Below are 21311 nucleotides of genomic sequence, written 5' to 3' on the forward strand. Positions count from 1 at the left end.
ATACGACCATGACCACACCCTCCCTCTGTCCCGCCTGCGGCGCCCGCAATGACTGCAGCCTGGCCGACCCGCGCACGGCCGATCAGGCCTGTTGGTGCTACAGCGTCACCATCGACCCCGCAGTGCTCGAAGCCTTGCCCGATGAGCTGCGCAACCGGGCGTGCCTGTGTCCGCGTTGCGCGCGGGTGGACGAGCAATTGCGTGGGGCCGGGCAGCGGTAATGCGCGTCGACCGATTCCTCAGCAACCTGCCCCGTTTCAATCGCCAGCAAGTACGGCTGTTGCTGGTGGCGCGGCGGGTCACGGTGGATGGCGTGGCGGTCAGCGACCCTCACCACGAGGTGCGGGAGTTCAGCCGGGTGTGCGTGGACGATGAGGTGTTGCAAGCCGGCAAACCGGCGCGGTATTTCATGCTGCACAAGCCCAAGGGCTGCGTCAGTGCCACGACGGATCCACAACACACGACGGTGCTCGACCTGCTGGATGAGCCCGACAAAGACGAGCTGCACATTGCCGGTCGTCTGGACTTCAACACCACCGGCCTGTTGCTGATCACCAATGACGGCCAATGGTCACGGCGCCTGACGCAACCGCAGACCAAGTTGCCCAAGGTTTACTGTGTAGAAACCGAACAGGTGATCGGCCCAGAGTACGCAATCACCTTTGCCAGGGGCCTGTATTTCGCCTTCGAAGACCTCACCACCCAACCCGCCGAGCTGGAACTGCTGGGGCCCAGGACCGCGCGTTTGAGCATCATCGAGGGCCGTTATCACCAGGTAAAACGCATGTTCGGGCATTTTGACAACAAGGTGATCGGCCTGCACCGGGAGCGAATGGGTCCGCTGGCACTGGATGCAGCCCTTGCACCGGGCCAGTATCGAGCACTGACCGACGACGAAATAAAGCAGGTCTGACGACCGTTCAGCCGGTGATGGCAAAAACCCATGGCGACGGCTTGCGACATCCCGGGTCTGCTGCTTGAATCAAGATCACCGGTTCTGCCATGACCGGCGAGTCATCTATAACCTCCAAGAAACACCTTGCCCCGCCCGCGTTCGATCCACGGGCCTCTCAGGCAAACAGCCCGCCATAACAACACCCGCCGGCCAGCCGTATCGGACCGACATGGGCCTCCTTTTCCAGGCGTATGCCTACCTGTCACAAAGCTCGTGCAGAGTTATCTGCGCGCCATACCCGCTTGCCAGGAGTCTTACGACATGAGGCCAGAAATCGCTGTGTTGGATATACAGGGTCAATATCGGGTTTACACGGAGTTCTATCGTGCGCAAGTGCCTGCAAAGACCATCATTCTGGTCAACGGCTCGATGGCCACCACGGCCTCCTTCGCCCAAACCGTGAAAAACCTGCACCCGCAGTTCAATGTGGTTTTGTACGACCAGCCCTACGCTGGCCGCTCAAAGATCCACAACCGCCATGAGCATATGCTGACGAAAGAAGTGGAGGGCCAGATCCTGCTGGAACTCATCGAGCACTTCGCCGCCGAACATGTGCTGTCATTTTCCTGGGGCGGCGTGGCAACACTCATCGCGCTCGCCCAACGACCCCGTCGCGTGGAAAAAGCCGTGATCAGTTCGTTCTCCCCGGTGATCAACGCGCCCATGCGCGACTACCTGGAGCGCGGTGTCGACTACCTCGGCAACCTCGACCGCGACCGCGTCGGTCATCTGGTCAACAGCACCATCGGCAAACACCTGCCGTCGCTGTTCAAGCGCTTCAACTACAAACATGTGAGCAGCCTGGCCGAGCATGAATACGGGCAGATGCACTTCCATATCCACCAAGTGCTCAACAGCGACCGCCTGTGCTACCTCAAGGCCGCTCGGCAGATCGATATTCCGGTGCTGTTCGTGAACGGCGAATGGGACGAGTACACCAGTGCCCAGGACGCCAGGCTGTTCGGCCAGCATGTGGTCAACAGCAGCTTCAGCACCGTGCAGGCCACCGGGCACTTTCTGGACATGGAACACAAGGCGGCCTGCCGCGATACCCGCGCGGCGGTAGTCGGTTTTCTGGAAGGGCAGCGGCCGGCGAGTCGATTGCGCTATCACCCGGGCCAGACACAGCATGCGTTTGCGATTTGAAAGGGAGTATCGGAGGGGGTGGGTGCTTATGTGGGGCCGGGCTTGCCCGCGATGCAGGCACCTCGGTGTGTCAGTCACACTGGGGTGAAGCGATCGCCGGCAAGCCAGCGCCTACATTTGCATGCGTCGAGCCTGGTTCGGCTTGCCTTGCCCAAGGCACGTAAACCACACATTTTTGAAGAAAAACTTCAAATCCCGGCGAACATCTGGTACAAAGTCAGCCGCTTTGAGCGGGTATAGTTTAGTGGCAAAACGAAAGCTTCCCAAGCTTTAGTTGAGGGTTCGATTCCCTCTACCCGCTCCACTCAGATTTCGCTCTAACGTCAGTTTTTTTGACGGGTGAGTTAAGAAACCGGTCCTTGGTGACCGGTTTTTTTATGGGTGGGATTTGGCATTGAAGAATTATCCGACACATACAACCCAGGCAATTCCCAGTGCTCTGCAAGGCTATTCAACCCCCCCATAAAATCAACATAACCTATTGTTTTAATTGAAAATCATTGAAATATAAAGACATTGAAAAGTCTTTGAACGCTCCCGCCTATGCCCTCACTCTCCCTCATCTCGCTATTCATCATTTCTGTTGCCAGACCGTATCCATATAGATACATTCTAGCCTTGTGAGGTCTTGTGAACTATTTGATCCAGCAAACCCAGGCGTTCATCAACTGGCATTCAACCCTGCGTGATCTGCGAGCAAAGATAGCGATCGGTCGACGACTCGAAAGAGCAGGCATGGGCAACCTGGGCGATATCAAATCGCTGGGCGAAGGCCTTTCAGAAATGCGGATAGATGTGGGCGTGGGGTATCGCGTTTATTTCATTCTGAGAGGCAGGAAGGTCGTCATCTTGCTGGCTGGTGGCGACAAGTCTTCACAAAATGCGGATATTCGGCGAGCAAAGAAATTAGCGAAGGACGTTGGATAATGACTCAAGTACTGAAGCCATTCGATATGGCCGAGCTTCTCGACAGCGATGAGGCCATCAGCGAATACCTTTCTCAGGTACTGGCCGACGGCGACAACGAGGAGTTTCTGCGTGCCGTCGGATATGTCGCCAAAGCCCGTGGAATGACAAAGATCGCCACTGGCGCGGGCATGGGTCGCGAGAGCCTTTACAAAGCCTTTGCCCCTGGCGCGAAGCCCCGTTTTGAAACCGTCCTCAAGGTGCTGCACTCCCTCGGCATCGATCTGTTTGCCCGGGCTGGACACATTGAAAACCAATCAGTTGTCTGAGGGTGCCGCCCGCTGCACCCCCCACGCCAGCGGCAACGTCACCAGCAGCAACCCGGCCAGCACCATCACTGCCACCGGCACACCCAGCGTATCCCCGACGGCCCCAAACACCACCGGCGCCAGCGCCCCGCCGCCGATGGTGCCGGTATAAAACAGCGCGAAGGCCTGCTCTCGCTTGCCCACACCGGCCAGGTCCGGTACCGCGCCGTACAGCACCGAGGATGTGCCATTGAGCGCCAGGCCCAGCACCGGCAGCAGCATCATCAACCCGCTCAAAGGCAGGTAGACCGCAGCCACGATCAACAAGGCCGTGGTGGTTTCCGTCAGCCACACCGTCTTCATCATGCCGATGCGCACACCGAGATAACCGCAGAACAATTTGCCAAAGGCGCCGCCGATAAACAGCATCGTCAGCGCCAGCCCGATACCGGCGGTACCGGCACCTTTGGCTTGCAGCAAAAACGGCAGGAAGGTGAGAAACCCCATGCGCACGGCGCTGTCGAGGGTGCCGGTGAGGATCAGCGCGCGCAGGCCGCCGGCAGAACCGGTGCCGCCCAAGGGCGTGGGTTTCTGACTCGCCATGGCGTTGTCGGCCTGGCGGGGAATCAGCCACCACAACAGCCCCGCAGCTGCCAATCCCAGCAACCCAAGCAGCGTGGCGCTGGCACGCCAGCTGATCACGGTGAGCAGCAACCCGACGAGGCCAGGGATCAGGGTTTTGCCGATGTCGCCAGAAAAGTTGTATTGGGACAGCGCCTGTTTGACGCCGCCACCGGCTTCATAGGCGTCGGTAATCATGGAAGACGCCAAAGGATGTTGGGCACTGGCCCCCAAGCCCCCCAATAACAACGCCAGCAACAACACCCCCAACCCGCTGGCTTGTCCCGCCAACAGGTAGGCAGCGCCTGCCAGCGCCGTGCCGCCTATCAACAACGGCGCACGGCCCCAGCGCTTCGCCGCGCGGCTGGCCATAAGTTGCAACACCGCCATCGTCCCGGAATAGGCGCCGCGCAGTAGTCCTATCTGAGCGTAGGACAGCGCAAACTGAGCCTGCCAGATCGGCAGCAACACGTAGATGACATCGGTGAGGCCGTCATGCACGGCGTGGGCGCTGCAGCCCGCGAACAACGCGCGGCGGCGGGTGGATGTTTCGGCTGTGGGCAGGATGACAGTAGCGTTCATGGTGTCGGGGTCGCTTCAGGTTCAGGGGGCTTCCAGCCGGTCAGGGCGATCAGCAGGGTCAGGAGCTGGAAGGTGATGATCAGCACCACACAGCCCGTCCACCCCCAGCGCTCCCAGAGCAACGCAGGCACAACGGCACCGCCACTGCCACCCAGGTAATAACACGTAAGGTAGACGCCAACGGCAGCGGCCTTGTTGCCGCGGGCCGTGGCCGTGGTAAAGGCATTGGCGGCAGCCTGGGCCAGAAACACCCCGGTGGAGCTAAGGGCCAGACCTGCCACGATGCAGCCCAGGGAGGGCACCAGGGTCAGGGCGGAACCACTGACGCCGAGCACCGCGGCCACCGTCAGCAATTCGGCATGGGGCCGTGCCTTGCTGAGACGCCCGGCAATGGGAATCACGATCAGGGCCAGCAGGAACACCATGTAAAGCGTGCCCAAGGCCGCAGGCCCCAGGTTGAACGGAGGCAGTCCGAGATACAGGCCCGCGTAGGTAAACGCCGCGACCTGGGAGAACAACACGCAAAAGCCCACGGCATAGGCGGCCAACAGGGGCTTGCGAAACACACCTGAAACACCGACGTTGACCCGCTTCGTTTTCGCACGACTGGCCGGCAACAGAAACTGGATGAACCCACCCACCATCAGGCTCAGTGCCGCGAGCCATTCAAAGGCTTCGCGCCAGCCTGCATACTCGGTCATCACGCCGGTCACAAAGCGCCCGGCGAACCCGCCCAACACGGTGCCCGCCACGTACAGACTGGTGACTTCAGTGACCGTCGCCCCGCTCCATCGGTCGCCGATGTAGGCCACGCTGGTGGCAAACACCACCGGGATCAACATGCCTTCGACAAACCGCCAGGCCAGCACTTCGGCAAAGCTGCCGGCATGGGCCGTCATCCACGCCGGTACTGCCAGCAGCAGCGCCGCCACCGAGATCACCCTGCGCGGTTCGAAACGCCCGGTCAGGCGACCGACAAAGGGTGCCGTCATGGCGACTGCCAGGGTCGTCACGGTAATGCTCCACCCCGCCGCCCTGGCGCTGATCTGAAACTGTGCGGCAAACGTCTGCAGGATGCTCTGGGTAGCATAAAGGTTGAGAAACGCCGCGCAGCCACACAGAAACAGGGCCAGGCGGGCACAATGCAAGCGCGGTTTCATGAAACCTCTCGTTTTATTTTGTGCGGTCTTTATAGAATGACTGGCGGCGCTTGAACCAATACCGATTTCGAACCGATCAATACCCAGGGACCAGGATGCTCGACCTACGCAAGCTGCGGTATTTTCTGACGGTCGCCGAAGAACTGCACTTCGGCCGCGCCGCCCAGCGACTGCACCTGGCCCAGCCACCGCTGACCCGACAGATTTCCGCGCTGGAAACGGAGCTGGGCTTCAAGCTGTTCGATCGGACCAGCCGCACCGTAACGCTGACGGCCCAAGGTCGATCATTCCTGCCCTACGCCCGGGGGGTGTTGGAACAGGTCGAGCTGGCGCAGGTGATTGCCGGCAAACTGGCCGCCGGCACTGCCGGGCAACTGGCATTGGGGTATGTCAGCTCGATTGCGCTGTCGGATCTTTTCAGTCAGGCCATCCAGCTGTTTTCCCAGCGTTTTCCCGATGTGCAATTGACCCTGGTGGAATGCGCCTCCGGCAGCCTGGGCGCACAGGTCGCTGACGGGCGGCTGGATATCGGCTTGAGCCGCAGGCTACCGCAAGATGATGCGGTGCAGGCGCTGTCCCTGGGCGAAGAACGCCTGGTCGCTGCCGTGTCCAGCGACAGCCCCCTGGCCGACCAGACGCAGCTAAGCCTCACGCAACTCAGTGCTTATCCGCTGATCCTGTTTCCAGCCGATTACGGGTCGGGGTTGAACCAGTCCATCGAACAGCTTTACCGGCACCACGGGCAACCCTTGCGCGTCGGCCCGACCGGGCGGCAAATCACCTCGATCATTGCGCTGGTGGCCGCCGGACAAGGCGTTGCCCTGGTGCCCGAATGCACGCAGAGCCTGATGAACAAAGGCGTGACATACAGGCCGTTGGTCGAGGTGGATGCTTGTGCGAAGTTGTGGGTACTGACGCGCCAGGAAGCGCGACCTAGTGTACGGGTGGAGGCCTTTTTGTCGGTGATCAAGCAAATACCGACAGCCAACGCGGGCGCTAACCTGAATACTGAAGTTTTCAGTTGATGACACAGGAGTTCAGGATGATCCTGCTCGATCCCGGCCACTCAAGACGGCCCGTCTATAAAGTTTTAGGCCTGGTCTTGATCGTGCCACTGATGATATCGCTGATGAAGTTGGGCACCACCGGCGTGATAGTCGCCCTTGCTTCATCAGTCTACGGTGTCTGGTTCGCCGCCCACCACGCCAGCAAGGGGTTAACGGTGATGGCCGCGATCATCAGCGGGCTCAATCTGGTTTCAACCGTGATGTTCTCGACCTCTTCAGTGCTTATCGCCCTCGGCCACATAGCGTGGCTTTACGCTTACCCGCCGCTTTCTGAATGGCGGTACTGGCTCTGAATTTAACCGCAAGAAACGTAGTTTGCCGGTACGCCCACTCCGACAGACTTAAACCACTGCCCCCCTCAGGAACCCACCCATGCCCTACGAATACAAGCTCATGCCCTCCCCCGTCGGCCAGCTCACCCTCGTGGCGCGCAATGGCAAGCTCAACGCCATCCTCTGGGAGGTGGAACGGGCCAACCGGGTACGCCTGGGAGAGTTGCACGAGGCCAATGACAGCCCGGTGCTGTTGGAAACCGAGCGTCAGTTGCAGGAATACTTCGCCGGCACCCGCCATCGGTTCGATGTGGAGCTGGACTTCACCGGCACCGACTTTCAGAAACAGGTCTGGCAAGCGCTGCTTACCATTCCCTTTGGCGAAACCCGCAGCTACAGCCAGATCGCCCGGCAGATCGGCAACCCCAAAGCCGTGCGCGCGGTGGGTGCAGCCAATGGGCGCAATCCGATTTCAATCATTGCGCCGTGTCATCGAGTCATTGGTGCATCGGGCGGCTTGACCGGGTTCGCCGGGGGGCTGGAAGCCAAGCAATATTTGCTCGCGCTGGAAGGGCCGAATCAAGCCGAACTCGCGCTCTAAGCCAAACAGGCAAATGTAAAAAGAAATTTCAAGGATTCACCGCGGTCCATTATTTCATCACCCCCTCCAAGGAAACGGTCATGAAATTCTCCGCAGTCTCGCAAACGCTGTCGCGCTGGGCAGGCAGCCCCCGCACGTTCTTCACGGCCGTTGCACTGATTTTCGTGTGGGGCCTGAGCGGGCCGTATTTCCACTACAACGATACCTGGCAACTGATCATCAACACCTCGACCACCATCATCACGTTTCTGATGGTGTTCCTGATCCAGAACACGCAGAACCGCGACAACGACATCCTGCATATCAAGATCGACGAACTGCTGCGCGTCACCAAGGACGCCCATAACGCCGTACTCAGCCTGGACGGCCTGGACCTGGATGCGCTGGAAAAACTGCGCAAGGAATACCGTAGCATCGGCGACGCCGACACCATGCACCTGACCAACACCGGCAATGCAGAATCGACCAGGACCGACTTGAACCAGGCATGAAAAAACGGCGGTGGGAACCTCTTCCCACCGCCGTTTCTTTACTTCACGCGATCATCTCAACCGTCGCCCTGATGGCCTTTGCCGTAGGTCGAGGCCAACGCGCGGGCCTTTTGCAGACGCTCCTCCAACTTGGGCAGCGTCTCATCGACCAGCGCTTTAATCTCCGGCACCTGCGACGCTGCGCCTTCCTGTTTGAACAGCGCAATCGCATCCTCGTTTTCCTTGACCTGTTGCGCGGTGTAGGCCGCGTCAAAGGAGTCGCCGTCCTTGAGTTCGGGCATCAAGGTTTCGGCCTTGTCGACAATCTGCTCGCGCGGCGCGACAGGCAGGTCAAGCTTCTTGGCGATGGCTGCCAGGTGCTGGTTGGCCAGGGTGCGCTCGTTGATCACCTCGATGGTGTAGTCCTTGATTTCCTGGGACGAGGTCTTGGCGTGGGCCATGCGACTGGTCTCGATATCGGCCATCCCTTTGGCCGAAGCCTGCTCGATGAACTCGGCAGGCGACTGGGCGAAAGCATTGCTGGCGCCGAGGCCCAGCAGCATCGCAAAACTGGCGGTGCGTAACCGGATAGCCATACGGCTCATGATGGGTTCCTCCAGAGCAAAAATAAGTACGGGAAGATGCCCCCCGCCCTGAATTCGAATTTTCAGGGCGGCAAAGGTTTAGAAAAAACTGCCCGGAGCGACGAACGGTCGTCGTTGATTCAGGCCGGCTTACTGCCAAACAAACCCGGCAGCGCGTGCGCCAGCGCATTGATCGCAAAGCCGATAAACATCACGCCACACAGCTTGGTGATGAGGATTTCGTGACGCTGGTACACCGTGCGTACCCGTTGCGCGCCGACCACGCCGATCAGGATCGCGTAGGCCAGCAGGCCACCGACGAAACTCAGGAAGATCAACGACGGCAGCATCGACCAGGTCAGCAATTCAGCACGGCTGGACAGCAGCGCGGTGAAGGTCGCGACCGCCACCGGGTACGCCTTGGGGTTGGTCAGGCCGAACAGAATGCCGTGCCAGAACGGGTGCCGCGCCGCGCCCTGGGGCGCATCGCTGCTGCGGCGCTGGGTGCGGATCGCACGCCAGCCGAGCCAGAACAGGTACAGGCCGCTGAGCACGCCGAGGATGTCGAAAGCGCTGCTGCCCACTTCGCGCGCGCCCACAATCGCGATCAGCGCGGTGCTGCACCAGATCACATCCCCCAGCAGATGCCCGCACAGGAAACCCGCACCGGCCCGGCGACCGCGTGCGGCGCCGATGCCGAACACGGCCAGCACACCGGGGCCTGGCGTGATCCCGTAGATAAAACCCGAAGCGAGAACGGCAAGCAGCAAGGATGGGGTCATGGCGCAACTCTGGAAGACAGTTGAGAGGTGGAGGGATTCTGCACCTTCCCGCGCTACGGGTAAAACTTCATTCCAGCGTAGGGCTTGGCGCGACAGGCTTGCAGACGCGACGCCAGGTCGCCGACATGGGCTTCGAGCTTATGGCCGTCGGGGTCGAGAAAATAGAACGACGCGCCTTCGCTGCGATTGTCGCGCCACTCCTGTACACCGGCGGCGCGCAGGCGTGCGACCAGCGCGGTGAAACCTGCCGCATCGACGCTGAACGCATAGTGGGTGTAGTCCGCCGCCGGCAGCGAAGCCCGCGACGGATCGAACGAAAGACACAGCCACAGACCCGGCAGCGATAGATAGGCGCCTTGGTCCCAGGTCGCCTCGAGCGTCAACTGCAGCAACGCGTGGTAGAAACCCACGCTGCGATGTACATCGCTCACCGCCAGGGTCAAGTGGTTGAAACCTGAAAGCATCGTGTCGGTCCTGTCATCGGTGGCTGTCGGAAAGGACACCCTGCACCTGTCAAGCCAGCCACCGCAAGCCCCGCCCCGGCAAATATCACACGGGGACCGTCGGGCCGATCAGCCCTTATCGAGAGTCCGCAGCTTTTGCGGCAGGCCCCACAGCAACAACGCCGCCGCCAACAACGCACACACGCCAATCACATACAGCGCGGGCGTGGTGCTGCCGGTGAGGTCCTTGATGCGCCCCACCATCACCGGGCTGACGATGCCACCGAACTGACCCAGGGTATTGATCACCGCGATACCGCCGGCCGCACCGGCACCCGCGCCGGCCAGCAGCTTGGGTGGCAGGGTCCAGAACGTCGGAATGGAGGCGATGATCCCGGCGCCCAGCATGCCCAGGGCGATGATCAGGAAGGTCGTGTGGTCGGCAAAGATGCCCGCACTGAAAAAGCCCACCGCGCCCAGCAGCACCAGGCCACTGACAAACTTGCGGCGTTCGCCGGTGGCGTCCGACAGGCGCCCGATCACCACCATGCTGATGGCGCCGCACACATACGGAATCGCCGTGAGCAGGCGGATCATCACCGGGCTCTGGGTACCGGCGCTGCGAATCAGCTGCGGCGCCCAGAAGTTCAGGCCGTATGACGCCACCTGGATCAGGAAGTAGATGAAGCCCAGCATCAAAAAGCCCGGAATGCGCATCGCCGACAGCAACGAGCCGCCGTGCTGATGCGGCTCATGTTTGGCGATTCGACTGGCCAGCAAGGTCTTCTCCGCTGGCGTCAACCACTGCGCGTCTTCGATACGGTCCTTGAGCATCGTCAGCACCAGAAACCCCAGGCCGATGCACGGCAAGCCGCCCAGCAGGAACAACCAATGCCAGCCGCGCATCTGTAGCACGCCGTCGAGGTGTTCCAGCACCAGGCCGGAAAATGGCGCCCCCACCAGACCCGCAAACGCCGAGGCGAGAAACAGCATCGAGGTGATGCGCCCACGGAAGTGCTGCGGGAACCACAGGGTCAGGTAATACAGCACGCCGGGCGCAAAACCCGCCTCCATGGCGCCGATGAGGAAACGCAGGCCATAGAACTGCCATTCCGCCGTGACAAACACCATGGCCGCCGTGGCCAGGCCCCACGACATCATGATCCGCGCGATCCAGCGGCGCGCGCCGACCTTGTACAGCATCATGTTGCTCGGCACTTCGAACAACACATAACCCACCACGAACAACCCGGCGCCCAGGCCATAGGCGGTGTCGCTCAAGCCCAGGTCGGATTGCAGCTGGAACTTGGCGAAGCTGATGTTGATCCGGTCAAAAAACGCGAACAGGTAACACACCATGATCAACGGCATCAGGCGCCAGGCGACCTTGCTGACCAGGGCTTTTTCGGCATCGATTTCAGCAGCCGGGCGCGCGCCGGCCTCTAAGGCATTGGTGTTCATGCTTTCTCTCCAGCGGACTGCTCACAGGCGTCCGATTGTTTTTGTTGTCTGGTGCGGCGTTACAGCGTGGCGATGTAAGCCGGTGGGGGATGCAGGTCGCAGTTGCGCCCGGCCTTGGCCACCTGGCCGGGCAACTCATGGCCGAGCAGGGCCGGCAGGCGGCGGGACATTTGCAGCAGGTGCGGCAGGTCGATGCCGGTGGGAATACCCACCTCTTCACAGAGGTTCACCAGATCTTCGGTGCAGATATTGCCCGACGCTCCCGGCGCAAACGGGCAACCGCCCAAGCCACCCAGCGCCGCGTCGAAACGACGAGCGCCAGCCTCGTAGGCGGCCAGCACATTGCACAGCCCCAGGCCACGGGTGTTGTGGAAATGCAGGGTCAGGTCACGGGCGGATACGCGTTGCAACACGCGCTTGACCAGACGCTCCACTTGGCGCGGGTTGGCCATGCCAGTGGTGTCGGCCAGGCTGATGCCCTGGATGCCCAGTTCAAGGTAGGCATCGACGATCTGCAACACACGGTCTTCATCGATCCTGCCCTCGAACGGGCACCCGAAAGTGGTGGCGATACTGCCGTTGAGCCGCACCGGATAGTCGCCGGCAACGTTGACGATATCGCCAAACGCCGCCAGGGAGGCCTCGCAACCCATGCGCATGTTCGCCAGGTTGTGGGTCTGGCTGGCGGACATCACCAGGTTCAGCTCGTCGGCGCGGGACTCGATGGCCCGTTGCGCGCCCTTGAGGTTGGGAATCAGCGCCACATAGATCACCCCGGGTTGGCGCTTGATGCCCTGGAACACCTGCTCGCCATCACGCAGCGCCGGAATGGCCTTGGGCGAGACGAACGAACCGGCTTCGATCCGCGAAAACCCGGCGAGGGAAAGCTGGTCGATCAGGGCGATCTTGTCAGAGGTCTCGACCCAGGTCGGTTCGATTTGCAGGCCGTCGCGCGGGGACACTTCCTGCACGATCAGCGCGTCGGAATAATCAGCGATCATTGCACCACTCCCGAAGCTTTCAGGCGTTGGATATCGGCACCGGTCAGGCCCAGGCCGCCAAGGATGTCATCGGTGTGCTGGCCCAGGGTCGGCCCCTGCCAGTTCACGCCGCCGGGGGTTTGCGAGAGTTTGGGCACGATGCCCGGCATCTTTACCGACACCCCGCCGGGCAACTCGGCATCCAGCAGCATGTCGCGCGCCTGGTAATGTGGGTCGCTGACGATATCCGCCACCGAGTAGATACGCCCGGCCGGCACTTCGGCGGCCTCCAGCGCGGTGAGCACCTGATCGATGGGCAGACTGCTGGTCCAGTGGGTGATCGCCGCGTCAAGCAAACCACTTTGGGCGGCACGGCCATCGTTGTGGGCGAACTCGGGCGCTTCGGCCAGGTCGACGCGGCCGATGGTGGCCATCAAGCGTTTGTAGATCGGGTCACTGTTGCCGGCGATCACCACGTAGGCGCCATCGGCGGTCAGGTAGGTATTGGACGGTGCAATCCCCGGCAAGGCGCCGCCACTGCGCTCGCGCACATGGCCGAGCATGTCGTATTCCGGCACCAGGCTTTCCATCAGGTTGAACACGCTTTCGGCCAGGGACACATCGACGATCTGCCCGTCGCCCTGGCCGGTCTTGACCCGCAGCAACGACATCAGCGCGCCGATCACACCGTGCAGCGACGCCAGGGAATCGCCCAGGCTCACGCCGACCCGCGCCGGCGGCGAATCCGGGTTGCCGGTGGTGTAACGAATGCCGCCCATGGCCTCGCCGATGGCACCGAAGCCAGGGCGATCGCGATACGGGCCCGACTGGCCGTAGCCCGAGATGCGCACCAACGTCAGCTTGGGGTTGATGGCGTGCAGCACGTCCCAACCCAGACCCAGTTTTTCCAGGCCGCCGGGGCGCAGGTTTTCGATGAGCACGTCGGCATCTCCAAGCAATTGCTTGATCAAACCCAAGCCTTCGGACGACTTGAGATCCAGCGCCAACGACTTCTTGTTACGCGATTGCAGGTACCACCACAGCGACGTGCCTTCATGCAGCTTTCGCCATTTGCGAAGTGGGTCACCCTGCCCCAGGGCTTCGATCTTGATCACCTCGGCGCCAAACTCGGCCATCATCCGGGCGGCGAATGGCGCGGCAATCAGGGTACCGATCTCGATCACCTTGATACCGCTCAAGGGAGCCGTCATGGGGTGTACCTCTTGTTCTTGGAATGTGAGCCAAGGCTAGAGGACAGCCGCAGGAGAAATCCAACCGTCAGTTGGCAACGAGCGTTCGCCAAACACGAACGACCGCGGAATCATCTGTAGGAGCCGGCTTACCCGCGATGAGGCCGACAGGGTTTCAGTTACACCAGCGCCTTGCGCAGGTAGTCGAAAAGCAGGCGGCTGACCGGCGACAGTTGCGCCTCATCGCGCACCACCAGGATCAGGCTGCGATCCGACCAGGCATCCGTCAACGGCACCGCGTGCAAGCCCAGCGCCCGGCCGAACAACTCATAGGCCTTGTGCGGCAGGATGCCAATGCCCATGTTCGCCTGGACCATCCGGCACATCGCATCGAACCCCGGCACATGGATACGCAGGCGCAGCATCCTGCCCGCCTCGCGCGCAGCGGCGTGGGTGCGCATGTTGATCGAACTGGCGGCGTGCAAGCCGACATAATCGCTGTCCAGGGTCTCGGCGAACGCCAGGCTGTCGCGCGTGGCCAGCGGATGATCGGCAGGCATCAGCACCACCAGTTTGTCGAGGCGATAGGTCACGCTGGGCAAGCCCTTGGTGTCGGTGTCACTGGAACAGATGCCCAGGTCGGCCACGCCATCCAGCACGCCTTGCACCACGCCGTTGCTGGGACGCTCTTCCAGGTCGGTTTTGACTTCGGGGTGCAGCTCGGAAAAATCCCGCAGGTCTTCGGGCAGGAACTGAATGATCGCCGACAGATTGGCCAGCATGCGCACATAGCCGCGCACACCGTGGCTGTGTTCGCCCAGTTCCAGGCCCATTTTTTCGACGTTGAACAGCATCTGCCGCGCATGGTGCAGCAGGGTTTCGCCCGCCGCCGTCAGGTCCATGCCCTTGGCCCGACGCACGAACAGACTCACACCCAGTACCTGCTCCAGCTCCATCAGGCGCTTGCTGGCCGCCGACACGGCAATGGCCTCGCGCGCTGCGGCGCGGGTAAGCGTGCCCTCTTCGAACACCGCCACGAACAGTTGCAGGGTGATCAGGTCCAGTCGGCGCACCAGGCTTCGGTGCAGCATCAGTGACGCTCACGGGCCAGGCGGTTGATCTCGGCCTGTTCCACCACCGGTTGCGGCGCGCCCCGGCTCGCCACCTGCAACATCGCCCGACCGACGGTCTCGGTACTCACCACCCAGCTCGGCTTCACCCGCCGCAAAAACGACAACAACGGGCCCAACACGCTGTAGAAGGACTGGTACAACGGCGTTTTCGAACGCACGCCGTGCAATGGCTGGATCACCCCGGGCCGAAACAGGTACACCGCCTTGAACGGCAACCGCAGCAAGGCATTCTCGGTCTTGCCCTTGACCCGCGCCCACATCGACTTGCCCGCCTCGGAACTGTCGGTACCGGCGCCGGACACATACACAAACGTCATCTGCGGGTTGAGCCGCGCCAGGGTGCTGGCGGCGACCAGGGTGAGGTCATAGGTGAGGTGGGTGTACTTGGTTTCATTCATCCCGGCCGAGGAAACGCCGAGGCAGAAGAAGCAGGCGTCGAAGCCTTGCAGCAGGTTTTCCAGAGGTTGGAAGTCCAGCATGTCGCTGTGCAACACCTGATGCAGCTTGCCGTGCTCCTGGGTCAACGGCGTGCGACCAACGGCGACCACTTCCTGCACGTCGGTCGCCAGGAGGCATTCGCGCAAAACGCCCTGGCCAACCATTCCAGTGGCGCCGAATAATAGAACTCTCATGGGGTGGTTCCTTGGTGACAAACGATTAACCGCACGTTAGAAACAAATACACTATCTGCCGGTAGTTTACCGCTGAAAAAGGAAAAGCCTGTTTTTGAACAATACCACCACCCTCGCACTGGCCTGCGCCGCCGCATTCCTCGCCCAAGTCGGTATCAGCAGCTACCTTCCCGCCGTTCCCGCCATCGCCCACGCCCTCCCCGCAGCCGAAGACCGTGTTGCGCTGGCTTTGGCGATCTATCTGGTCGGCATGGCATTGCCGATGTTGCTGTGGGGTAGCCTGGGTGAGCGGTTTGGCCGCAAGCCTGTGCTGCTGGCGGCACTCGCCTTGTATGCATTGGCGAGTGCTGCGATTCCTTCGGCGTTCAACGTTGAATCCTTCCTGTCATTGCAGCTGATCCAAGGCTTGGGGGCCGGTGGTGTTTCAGTGATGGCGCGGGTTTTGGTGCGTGACAGTTTCAGTGGTGCCTTGTTGGCCAAAGGGCTGTCATGGCTGGGAATGACGTTTGTGGTCGCGTTGGGTATCGGCCAATTCGCGGGTTCGTTGCTACAGGTGGCTTTCGGCTGGGAGGCGATTTTTTACGGCTTGGCGATTGGGTCGGTGGTGCTGATGCTGGTGCTTCATCGGGTGGAGTTTGCGCTGTTGGCGAAAACCGACTCCTCGCTGTCCACAGGGCACATCTACGCCACAATTGTGCGACATCCGCCTTTTTTGCAGGCTGCTCTGACAGGTGGTCTGGGTTATGGCGTAATCATCGCCTTTAACACGTGTACACCGTTGATCCTTCAGGGGCGTTTCGAGTGGAGCTCCGCGCAATACGGCTGGCTGGGCTGGCCGATCAGCGCTGCTTACCTGGCAGGAGCGGTGATGGTCAATCGCTTCGTCGCTCACACAGGGCGATTGAGGATGATGGGCTGGGGAGTGGCGTTGGTGGTGGCGGGAACGGCCATGATGTTGCTGGGCAGTGTGTTTGCCAGCGGGCTCGCCGTCTTGCTGTGGTTGCCGTATTGCCTGGCGGTGCTCGGCCAGTCGATGAGTTATCCGATCAGTTTGTCACTGGCCAACGACACGTCACCGATAAGCGGCTCCTACGCCATGGCATTGAGCGGTTTCATGCATCAGTTGATGGCTGCATTGATCGGCGGTGTGGCCAGCCTGTTGGTGAGTCAGCAAGCGTGGCCATTTGCGCTGTTCTGCGTCGGGCTGGCGAGCGGCGCGGGGCTGTGCGTCGCCCTTTGCAGCAGGGGTCAAAACGCGCTGCGAAAAATCTCCTCGATCTGACGCTGATCCGCCCGCCGTGGGTTGGTCAGCCCGCAGGCATCTTTCAAGGCGTTGGTGGCCAGCCGCGGGATGTCTTGCAACTTGGCACCCAGTTCACGCAGGCCGGCGGGGATGTCCACGTCATGGGCCAGGCTGCGAATGGCGGCGATGGCGGCCTGGGCGCCCTCTTCCGGTGTGCGTCCCTTGATGTCGGCGCCCAGCGCGCGGCCCACGTGGCTCAAGCGTTCGGCGCTGACGCTGGCATTGAAGCTCTGCACATGGGGCAGCAAGACCGCGTTGCACACGCCGTGGGGCAAGTCATACAGACCGCCCAACTGGTGGGCCATGGCATGCACGAACCCCAGGGACGCGTTATTGAAAGCCATGCCCGCCAGGAACTGCGCATACGCCATGTTTTCCCGCGCGGCGAGGTCGCTGCCGTCGCGCACGGCCAGGCGCAGGTTGGCACTGATCAGCTCGATGGCCTTGAGCGCGCAGGCGTCGGTGATCGGTGTGGCGGCGGTGGACACGTAGGCTTCGATGGCATGGGTCAGGGCATCCATGCCGGTGGCGGCGGTGAGGCCCTTGGGCATGCCGGCCATCAACGCCGGGTCGTTGACCGACAGCAGCGGCGTGACGTTGCGGTCGACAATCGCCATTTTTACATGGCGGGTTTCGTCGGTGATGATGCAGAAGCGCGTCATTTCGCTGGCTGTGCCGGCGGTGGTGTTGATGGCTACCAGCGGCAGTTGCGGCTTGCTCGATTGGTCGACGCCTTCGTAGTCGCCGATATGCCCGCCATTGGTGGCGCACAGAGCGATGCCCTTGGCGCAGTCGTGGGGCGAACCACCGCCCAGGGACACCACGAAATCACAGGCGCTCTGTTGCAGCAATGCCAGGCCTTTCTCGACATTCGCCACGGTGGGGTTGGGCTTGGCGCCGTCGTAGATCACCGAGTCGATGTCCTGCATCGCCAGTTTTTCGGCAACCATCCCCGCCACGCCAGCGTCGGCCAGCCCGGCATCGGTCACGATCAATGCCTTGCGAAACCCGTAGTTGCGGATGGCGCCCATGGCGTCATCGAGGCAGGCGATGCCCATGATGTTGACGGCGGGAATGAAGAAGGTGCTGCTCATGGTGAATCCTCAGAGGCGGTATGCCCACAGCATCGACCGGTGACGGGCACCGCATCTTGATCAGGATCAACGCTTGCCCGTGATAAAGTCCCTCTTCCGCCGATTTCGAGTAGACCCGCCGCGATGAAGGATTTCCAGGATATTGACGCCCACCTTGAAGACTGGAGCGCCCTGCGCAGTGCCATCGACTTCAACGGGATTCTGATCGGCAACGGCGCCAGCCGTACGATCTGGGAAGACTTTGCCTACGACTCATTGTTCGAAAACGCCCGCACCGTCGAAGAAAAACCCCTGAGCGCGTCCGAGCTGAGCGTGTTCGACGCTCTGCAAACCCGCAGTTTCGAGCAGGCCCTGGGCGCGTTGAAAACCACCAGCCGGGTCAACAAGGCCCTGGCGGTCAGCTCGGCGGCACCGCGCAATCGCTACTACGCGATCAAGGAAGCGTTGATCAACACCATCCACAGCGTGCACATTCCGTGGCGCCTGGTGCAGCCTTCGACGCTGGCGACCATCAACCATGAGCTCAAGCAATACTCGACGGTATTCACCAGCAACTACGACCTGCTCAACTACTGGGCAACCCTGCATGCGCCGGGCATCGACGACCTGTTCCGCAGCGCCGACGCCAGCTTTGACCTGCGCAACACCCGCACCGACGCCACGCGCATTCTCTACCTGCACGGCGGCCTGCACCTGGTGCGCAACCTCGACGGCACCGCGCGCAAGCTGCCGTCCACCGACAGCACGCTGCTCAGCAGCTTTGCCATCAACAACACGCTCAAGACCCTGGACGACGTGCCGCTGTTTGTCAGCGAAGGCACTGTCGAGGAGAAGCTCAAGACTATCCGCAGCTCGGATTACCTGTCGTTCTGCTATGAGCAACTGCTGACCCATGAGGGGGCGCTGTGCCTCTTCGGCCATGAGCTGGGAGCGCAGGACAAGCACCTGGTGGATGCGATTCGCCAGGCCGGGCTGACGACGTTGGCGATTTCGGTGTCGGGGCGCAGTGACGGGTTTATTCGTCAACAGAAGCGGCGGTATTCGGCGTTGTTCGAGGGCACGGGTGTGCAACTGAGATTCTTTGCGGCGCGCACCCATGCGCTGGGCAACCCGGCCTTGTCCGTGCCGGTCGAACGCTGATCTTGCGAACAAAGGAGATCAACTGTGGGAGCTGGCTTGCCTGCGATACCGGCAACTCGGTCTGTCAGTTGAATCGAGGTGATGCCATCGCAGGCAAGCCAGCTCCCACATGGATCGCATTTCAGGCAAACATCAGTGTCATTCTTCGGCGCTGTGCACCACCACCAACAATTGCGCCTGCACATCACCGACTGATCTCAGTCGATGCGGTTTCTGCGCATTGAAGTGCAACGCGTCGCCGCGCTCCAGGATCACCCGTTCGTTCATGAAGTCCACCTCCACCTGGCCTTCATGCACAAACAAAAATTCCTCCCCCAGGTGTTCCTTGAAGCTCTTGTCGGTGAACTCCGTCGGCGGGTAGATGATGAACGGCAGCAGGCTGCGCTCGCTGACCTGATGGGCGAGCACCGCGTAACCCGGTGACGTGTCCGGCCGCTCATGGCTGCGCACCAGGCTGTAGCTGTCGAGGCCCGCACGGTCTTCACTGAACAGCTCTTCGACCTTCACGCTCAAGGCCTTGGCCAGTTTCAGCGCGGCGGCAATCGACGGCGTGTTGAGCCCGCGCTCGACCTTGGAGAGGTAACTCTTGGTCATCCCGGTTTTTTCAGCCAGGACCTCCAGCGTTACGCCAAGTTTTTTTCTCAATACTTTCAAACGGATAGACATGCTTTGCGGTTAATCCCTGCCGAAAATCAAAAGCTGCGCTTGCGAATGACACAAAGTGTCATATAGGATCTTTAGTGTCATTTGCTCTAACCCAAAGGACACAGACATGGCCAAGACATTAGCACTCCCCAAAGACCAGTTGGTCAAGCAAGCCCTGATCCAGATGCAAAACACCCTGGCGGATAATACGTGGACCGACCGGCAAAAGCTGGCGCTCACCTGTCGCATTCTGTTCGAGAACGGCCATGACTCCGGCCTGGCCGGGCAGATCACCGCGCGCGGGCCTGAAGCCGGTACCTATTACACCCAGCAACTGGGCCTGGGTTTCGATGAGATAACCGCCGGCAACCTGCTGCTGGTCAACGAAGACCTTGAAGTACTCGAAGGCCATGGCATCCCCAACCCGGCCAACCGCTTCCACAGCTGGGTGTATCGCGGGCGGCCGGATGTGAACTGCATCATCCATACGCACCCCACTCATATTGCCGCGTTGTCGATGCTGGAGGTGCCGCTGCAGGTATCCCATATGGACCTTTGCCCGCTCTACGAAGACTGCGCCTTCCTGGAGGCCTGGCCCGGCGTGCCGGTGGGCAATGAAGAGGGTGAAATCATCACCACGGCACTGGGCGACAAGCGCGCGATCCTGCTGTCGCACCACGGTCAGTTGTCCACCGGGGCGAGCATCGAGGAAGCCTGCGTGATCGCCCAGTTGATCGAGCGCGCGGCCAAGTTGCAATTGCTGGCGATGTCGGCGGGCACGATCAAGCCGATTTTGCCGGAGCTGGGACGCGAGGCCCATGACTGGATCTCCAAGCCCAAGCGCTTTGGCGCCGCGTTCAATTACTACGCCCGGCAGAACCTGCGCAAACACGCCGATTGCCTGAACTGATCCGCCCCTTTTCGACCGGAGACTTTCCATGTCCAGCCCAACCATTCACGGCATCATCGGCTACACCATCACCCCGTTCAGCACCGACGGCCAACGCATCGACCTCGACGCGCTGGGGCGCTCCATCGACCGCTTGATCGACAGCGGCGTCCACGCCATCGCGCCCCTGGGCAGCACCGGCGAAGGCGCCTACCTGAGCGATGCCGAGTGGGACGAAGTCAGCGCCTACAGCATCGAAAAAGTCGCCCGGCGCGTGCCGACCATCGTCAGTGTGTCCGACCTGACCACCGCCAAGGCCGTGCGCCGCGCGCGTTACGCCGAAGCCCATGGGGCCGACGTGGTGATGGTGCTGCCGGCCTCCTACTGGAAGCTCAGCGAAGCGGAAATCCTCGCCCACTACGCGGCGATCGGCGACAGCATCGGCGTGCCGATCATGCTCTACAACAACCCGGCCACCAGCGGCACGGATATGTCGGTGGACTTGATCCTGCGCATCGTCAAGCAGGTCGCCAACGTGACCATGGTCAAGGAGAGCACCGGGGACATTCAGCGCATGCACCAGTTGCGGCGCCAGAGCGACGTGCCGTTCTACAACGGCTGCAACCCGCTGGCGCTGGAGGCTTTTGCGGCCGGTGCGAAAGGCTGGTGCACGGCGGCGCCGAACCTGATCCCGCAGCTCAACCTGGATTTGTACGACGCGGTCCTGGCCAATGACCTGGCCACGGCGCGGGCGTTGTTCTATCAACAACTGCCGCTGCTCGACTTCATCCTCAAGGGCGGGTTGCCGGCCACCATCAAGGCGGGGCTGCGCCTCACGGGGCTGGAAGCAGGTGATCCTCGGCTGCCGGTTTTTCCACTTGGCGAGGCAGGGATCGAACAACTGAAAACCTTGTTGCGCTAAGCCACGATCCCCTGTGGGAGCGGGC

The 21311-nt window shown here is 61.4% G+C and carries 25 protein-coding genes and 1 tRNA gene; 14 read left to right on the forward strand and 12 right to left on the reverse strand.

Features of this window, described 5'->3' with window-relative positions; translation table 11 throughout:
- The first annotated feature begins 8 nt into the window (after positions 1-8).
- The 6 genes from ACW9IN_RS04310 (at position 9) to ACW9IN_RS04335 (ending at position 3336) form a co-directional block, all read left to right on the forward strand.
- On the forward strand, positions 9-221 hold the full coding sequence (locus ACW9IN_RS04310) for a cysteine-rich CWC family protein (RefSeq protein WP_457364706.1): 213 nt from the start codon (positions 9-11) through the stop codon (positions 219-221).
- Positions 221-913: a pseudouridine synthase gene (locus ACW9IN_RS04315; protein WP_457364707.1), complete on the forward strand. Its 693-nt coding sequence runs from the start codon at positions 221-223 to the stop codon at positions 911-913. The genes ACW9IN_RS04310 and ACW9IN_RS04315 overlap by 1 nt, the downstream gene beginning before the upstream one ends.
- A gap of 303 nt (positions 914-1216) precedes the next feature.
- Positions 1217-2101, forward strand: coding sequence for an alpha/beta fold hydrolase (locus tag ACW9IN_RS04320; RefSeq protein WP_457364708.1), 885 nt, complete (start codon positions 1217-1219; stop codon positions 2099-2101).
- A gap of 230 nt (positions 2102-2331) precedes the next feature.
- A tRNA-Gly gene (locus ACW9IN_RS04325) sits at positions 2332-2405 on the forward strand.
- A 326-nt stretch (positions 2406-2731) separates the two neighbouring features.
- A complete protein-coding gene (locus tag ACW9IN_RS04330; protein WP_457364709.1) occupies positions 2732-3028 on the forward strand; it encodes a type II toxin-antitoxin system RelE/ParE family toxin in 297 nt (98 codons plus the stop codon).
- On the forward strand, positions 3028-3336 hold the full coding sequence (locus ACW9IN_RS04335) for an addiction module antidote protein (RefSeq protein ID WP_457364710.1): 309 nt from the start codon (positions 3028-3030) through the stop codon (positions 3334-3336). Before ACW9IN_RS04330 ends, ACW9IN_RS04335 begins: the two co-directional genes overlap by 1 nt.
- Here the strand turns inward: ACW9IN_RS04335 and ACW9IN_RS04340 are convergent.
- Both ACW9IN_RS04340 and ACW9IN_RS04345 read right to left on the reverse strand, forming a co-directional pair.
- Positions 3325-4518 carry an MFS transporter gene (locus tag ACW9IN_RS04340; RefSeq protein ID WP_457364711.1) on the reverse strand — a complete coding sequence of 398 codons (1194 nt, stop codon included), beginning with the start codon at positions 4516-4518 and terminating at the stop codon, positions 3325-3327. The two genes, ACW9IN_RS04335 and ACW9IN_RS04340, sit on opposite strands and share 12 nt — an antisense overlap.
- Positions 4515-5678 carry an MFS transporter gene (locus ACW9IN_RS04345; RefSeq protein ID WP_457364712.1) on the reverse strand — a complete coding sequence of 388 codons (1164 nt, stop codon included), beginning with the start codon at positions 5676-5678 and terminating at the stop codon, positions 4515-4517. The genes ACW9IN_RS04340 and ACW9IN_RS04345 overlap by 4 nt, the downstream gene beginning before the upstream one ends.
- 95 nt (positions 5679-5773) lie before the next feature.
- On the opposite strand from ACW9IN_RS04345, the gene ACW9IN_RS04350 reads away from it, so the two are divergent.
- The 4 genes from ACW9IN_RS04350 (at position 5774) to ACW9IN_RS04365 (ending at position 8109) form a co-directional block, all read left to right on the forward strand.
- Entirely contained in the window at positions 5774-6703 is a 930-nt protein-coding gene (locus ACW9IN_RS04350; protein WP_457364713.1) for a LysR family transcriptional regulator, read from the forward strand.
- A gap of 17 nt (positions 6704-6720) precedes the next feature.
- On the forward strand, positions 6721-7038 hold the full coding sequence (locus tag ACW9IN_RS04355) for a hypothetical protein (RefSeq protein ID WP_457364714.1): 318 nt from the start codon (positions 6721-6723) through the stop codon (positions 7036-7038).
- A 79-nt stretch (positions 7039-7117) separates the two neighbouring features.
- Positions 7118-7618, forward strand: coding sequence for a methylated-DNA--[protein]-cysteine S-methyltransferase (locus ACW9IN_RS04360; protein WP_457364715.1), 501 nt, complete (start codon positions 7118-7120; stop codon positions 7616-7618).
- 80 nt (positions 7619-7698) lie between these two features.
- The gene (locus ACW9IN_RS04365; protein WP_457364716.1) at positions 7699-8109 is read left to right on the forward strand and encodes a low affinity iron permease family protein; all 411 of its coding nucleotides are present in this window, start codon (positions 7699-7701) and stop codon (positions 8107-8109) included.
- A gap of 56 nt (positions 8110-8165) precedes the next feature.
- Here ACW9IN_RS04365 and ACW9IN_RS04370 read toward each other — a convergent pair whose 3' ends face one another.
- The 8 genes from ACW9IN_RS04370 to ACW9IN_RS04405 form a co-directional block, all read right to left on the reverse strand.
- Positions 8166-8693, reverse strand: a complete 528-nt coding sequence (locus tag ACW9IN_RS04370; protein ID WP_457364717.1) for a DUF4142 domain-containing protein — start codon at positions 8691-8693, stop codon at positions 8166-8168.
- Positions 8694-8812: 119 nt separating this feature from the next.
- Positions 8813-9454, reverse strand: a complete 642-nt coding sequence (locus tag ACW9IN_RS04375; protein WP_457364718.1) for a LysE family translocator — start codon at positions 9452-9454, stop codon at positions 8813-8815.
- A gap of 53 nt (positions 9455-9507) precedes the next feature.
- Positions 9508-9918 (reverse strand): fosfomycin resistance glutathione transferase, encoded by a 411-nt coding sequence (gene fos, locus ACW9IN_RS04380; RefSeq protein ID WP_457364719.1) that lies wholly within the window; start codon positions 9916-9918, stop codon positions 9508-9510.
- A gap of 108 nt (positions 9919-10026) precedes the next feature.
- The gene (locus tag ACW9IN_RS04385) at positions 10027-11358 is read right to left on the reverse strand and encodes an MFS transporter (protein ID WP_457364720.1); all 1332 of its coding nucleotides are present in this window, start codon (positions 11356-11358) and stop codon (positions 10027-10029) included.
- Between the two features lie 59 nt (positions 11359-11417).
- Positions 11418-12359, reverse strand: coding sequence for a hydroxymethylglutaryl-CoA lyase (locus ACW9IN_RS04390; protein ID WP_457364721.1), 942 nt, complete (start codon positions 12357-12359; stop codon positions 11418-11420).
- On the reverse strand, positions 12356-13549 hold the full coding sequence (locus ACW9IN_RS04395) for a CaiB/BaiF CoA transferase family protein (RefSeq protein WP_457364722.1): 1194 nt from the start codon (positions 13547-13549) through the stop codon (positions 12356-12358). Before ACW9IN_RS04395 ends, ACW9IN_RS04390 begins: the two co-directional genes overlap by 4 nt.
- A 158-nt stretch (positions 13550-13707) precedes the next feature.
- Positions 13708-14619: a LysR family transcriptional regulator gene (locus ACW9IN_RS04400; RefSeq protein ID WP_457364723.1), complete on the reverse strand. Its 912-nt coding sequence runs from the start codon at positions 14617-14619 to the stop codon at positions 13708-13710.
- Positions 14619-15293 carry an NAD(P)H-binding protein gene (locus tag ACW9IN_RS04405; RefSeq protein ID WP_457364724.1) on the reverse strand — a complete coding sequence of 225 codons (675 nt, stop codon included), beginning with the start codon at positions 15291-15293 and terminating at the stop codon, positions 14619-14621. Before ACW9IN_RS04405 ends, ACW9IN_RS04400 begins: the two co-directional genes overlap by 1 nt.
- Before the next feature lie 94 nt (positions 15294-15387).
- On the opposite strand from ACW9IN_RS04405, the gene ACW9IN_RS04410 reads away from it, so the two are divergent.
- On the forward strand, positions 15388-16575 hold the full coding sequence (locus tag ACW9IN_RS04410) for an MFS transporter (RefSeq protein ID WP_457364725.1): 1188 nt from the start codon (positions 15388-15390) through the stop codon (positions 16573-16575).
- Here ACW9IN_RS04410 and yiaY read toward each other — a convergent pair.
- The gene (yiaY, locus tag ACW9IN_RS04415) at positions 16542-17690 is read right to left on the reverse strand and encodes an L-threonine dehydrogenase (protein ID WP_457364726.1); all 1149 of its coding nucleotides are present in this window, start codon (positions 17688-17690) and stop codon (positions 16542-16544) included. The genes ACW9IN_RS04410 and yiaY overlap by 34 nt on opposite strands.
- A 123-nt stretch (positions 17691-17813) precedes the next feature.
- On the opposite strand from yiaY, the gene ACW9IN_RS04420 reads away from it, so the two are divergent.
- Positions 17814-18830 (forward strand): DUF4917 family protein, encoded by a 1017-nt coding sequence (locus ACW9IN_RS04420; RefSeq protein ID WP_457364727.1) that lies wholly within the window; start codon positions 17814-17816, stop codon positions 18828-18830.
- Between the two features lie 138 nt (positions 18831-18968).
- Here the strand turns inward: ACW9IN_RS04420 and ACW9IN_RS04425 are convergent, their stop codons facing one another.
- Positions 18969-19496, reverse strand: coding sequence for a helix-turn-helix domain-containing protein (locus ACW9IN_RS04425; protein ID WP_457364728.1), 528 nt, complete (start codon positions 19494-19496; stop codon positions 18969-18971).
- A 106-nt stretch (positions 19497-19602) separates the two neighbouring features.
- On the opposite strand from ACW9IN_RS04425, the gene ACW9IN_RS04430 reads away from it, so the two are divergent.
- The gene (locus tag ACW9IN_RS04430) at positions 19603-20385 is read left to right on the forward strand and encodes an aldolase (RefSeq protein ID WP_457364729.1); all 783 of its coding nucleotides are present in this window, start codon (positions 19603-19605) and stop codon (positions 20383-20385) included.
- Between the two features lie 28 nt (positions 20386-20413).
- Complete coding sequence (locus ACW9IN_RS04435; protein WP_457364730.1) at positions 20414-21286, forward strand: dihydrodipicolinate synthase family protein; 873 nt, start codon at positions 20414-20416, stop codon at positions 21284-21286.
- Positions 21287-21311 lie beyond the last annotated feature (25 nt).

Source organism: Pseudomonas sp. SDO5271_S396, from assembly GCF_054071795.1.

Excerpts from the sequence above, each read along its gene's own strand:
- ACW9IN_RS04310 (WP_457364706.1), top strand. The coding sequence starts at position 9 with ATGACCACACCCTCCCTCTGTCCCGCCTGCGGCGCCCGCAATGACTGC.
- ACW9IN_RS04315 (WP_457364707.1), top strand. The coding sequence starts at position 221 with ATGCGCGTCGACCGATTCCTCAGCAACCTGCCCCGTTTCAATCGCCAG.
- ACW9IN_RS04320 (WP_457364708.1), top strand. The coding sequence starts at position 1,217 with ATGAGGCCAGAAATCGCTGTGTTGGATATACAGGGTCAATATCGGGTT.
- ACW9IN_RS04335 (WP_457364710.1), top strand. The coding sequence starts at position 3,028 with ATGACTCAAGTACTGAAGCCATTCGATATGGCCGAGCTTCTCGACAGC.
- ACW9IN_RS04340 (WP_457364711.1), bottom strand. The coding sequence starts at position 4,518 with ATGAACGCTACTGTCATCCTGCCCACAGCCGAAACATCCACCCGCCGC.
- ACW9IN_RS04345 (WP_457364712.1), bottom strand. The coding sequence starts at position 5,678 with ATGAAACCGCGCTTGCATTGTGCCCGCCTGGCCCTGTTTCTGTGTGGC.
- ACW9IN_RS04350 (WP_457364713.1), top strand. The coding sequence starts at position 5,774 with ATGCTCGACCTACGCAAGCTGCGGTATTTTCTGACGGTCGCCGAAGAA.
- ACW9IN_RS04355 (WP_457364714.1), top strand. The coding sequence starts at position 6,721 with ATGATCCTGCTCGATCCCGGCCACTCAAGACGGCCCGTCTATAAAGTT.
- ACW9IN_RS04360 (WP_457364715.1), top strand. The coding sequence starts at position 7,118 with ATGCCCTACGAATACAAGCTCATGCCCTCCCCCGTCGGCCAGCTCACC.
- ACW9IN_RS04365 (WP_457364716.1), top strand. The coding sequence starts at position 7,699 with ATGAAATTCTCCGCAGTCTCGCAAACGCTGTCGCGCTGGGCAGGCAGC.
- ACW9IN_RS04370 (WP_457364717.1), bottom strand. The coding sequence starts at position 8,693 with ATGAGCCGTATGGCTATCCGGTTACGCACCGCCAGTTTTGCGATGCTG.
- ACW9IN_RS04375 (WP_457364718.1), bottom strand. The coding sequence starts at position 9,454 with ATGACCCCATCCTTGCTGCTTGCCGTTCTCGCTTCGGGTTTTATCTAC.
- fos (WP_457364719.1), bottom strand. The coding sequence starts at position 9,918 with ATGCTTTCAGGTTTCAACCACTTGACCCTGGCGGTGAGCGATGTACAT.
- ACW9IN_RS04385 (WP_457364720.1), bottom strand. The coding sequence starts at position 11,358 with ATGAACACCAATGCCTTAGAGGCCGGCGCGCGCCCGGCTGCTGAAATC.
- ACW9IN_RS04390 (WP_457364721.1), bottom strand. The coding sequence starts at position 12,359 with ATGATCGCTGATTATTCCGACGCGCTGATCGTGCAGGAAGTGTCCCCG.
- ACW9IN_RS04395 (WP_457364722.1), bottom strand. The coding sequence starts at position 13,549 with ATGACGGCTCCCTTGAGCGGTATCAAGGTGATCGAGATCGGTACCCTG.
- ACW9IN_RS04400 (WP_457364723.1), bottom strand. The coding sequence starts at position 14,619 with ATGCTGCACCGAAGCCTGGTGCGCCGACTGGACCTGATCACCCTGCAA.
- ACW9IN_RS04405 (WP_457364724.1), bottom strand. The coding sequence starts at position 15,293 with ATGAGAGTTCTATTATTCGGCGCCACTGGAATGGTTGGCCAGGGCGTT.
- yiaY (WP_457364726.1), bottom strand. The coding sequence starts at position 17,690 with ATGAGCAGCACCTTCTTCATTCCCGCCGTCAACATCATGGGCATCGCC.
- ACW9IN_RS04420 (WP_457364727.1), top strand. The coding sequence starts at position 17,814 with ATGAAGGATTTCCAGGATATTGACGCCCACCTTGAAGACTGGAGCGCC.
- ACW9IN_RS04425 (WP_457364728.1), bottom strand. The coding sequence starts at position 19,496 with ATGTCTATCCGTTTGAAAGTATTGAGAAAAAAACTTGGCGTAACGCTG.
- ACW9IN_RS04430 (WP_457364729.1), top strand. The coding sequence starts at position 19,603 with ATGGCCAAGACATTAGCACTCCCCAAAGACCAGTTGGTCAAGCAAGCC.
- ACW9IN_RS04435 (WP_457364730.1), top strand. The coding sequence starts at position 20,414 with ATGTCCAGCCCAACCATTCACGGCATCATCGGCTACACCATCACCCCG.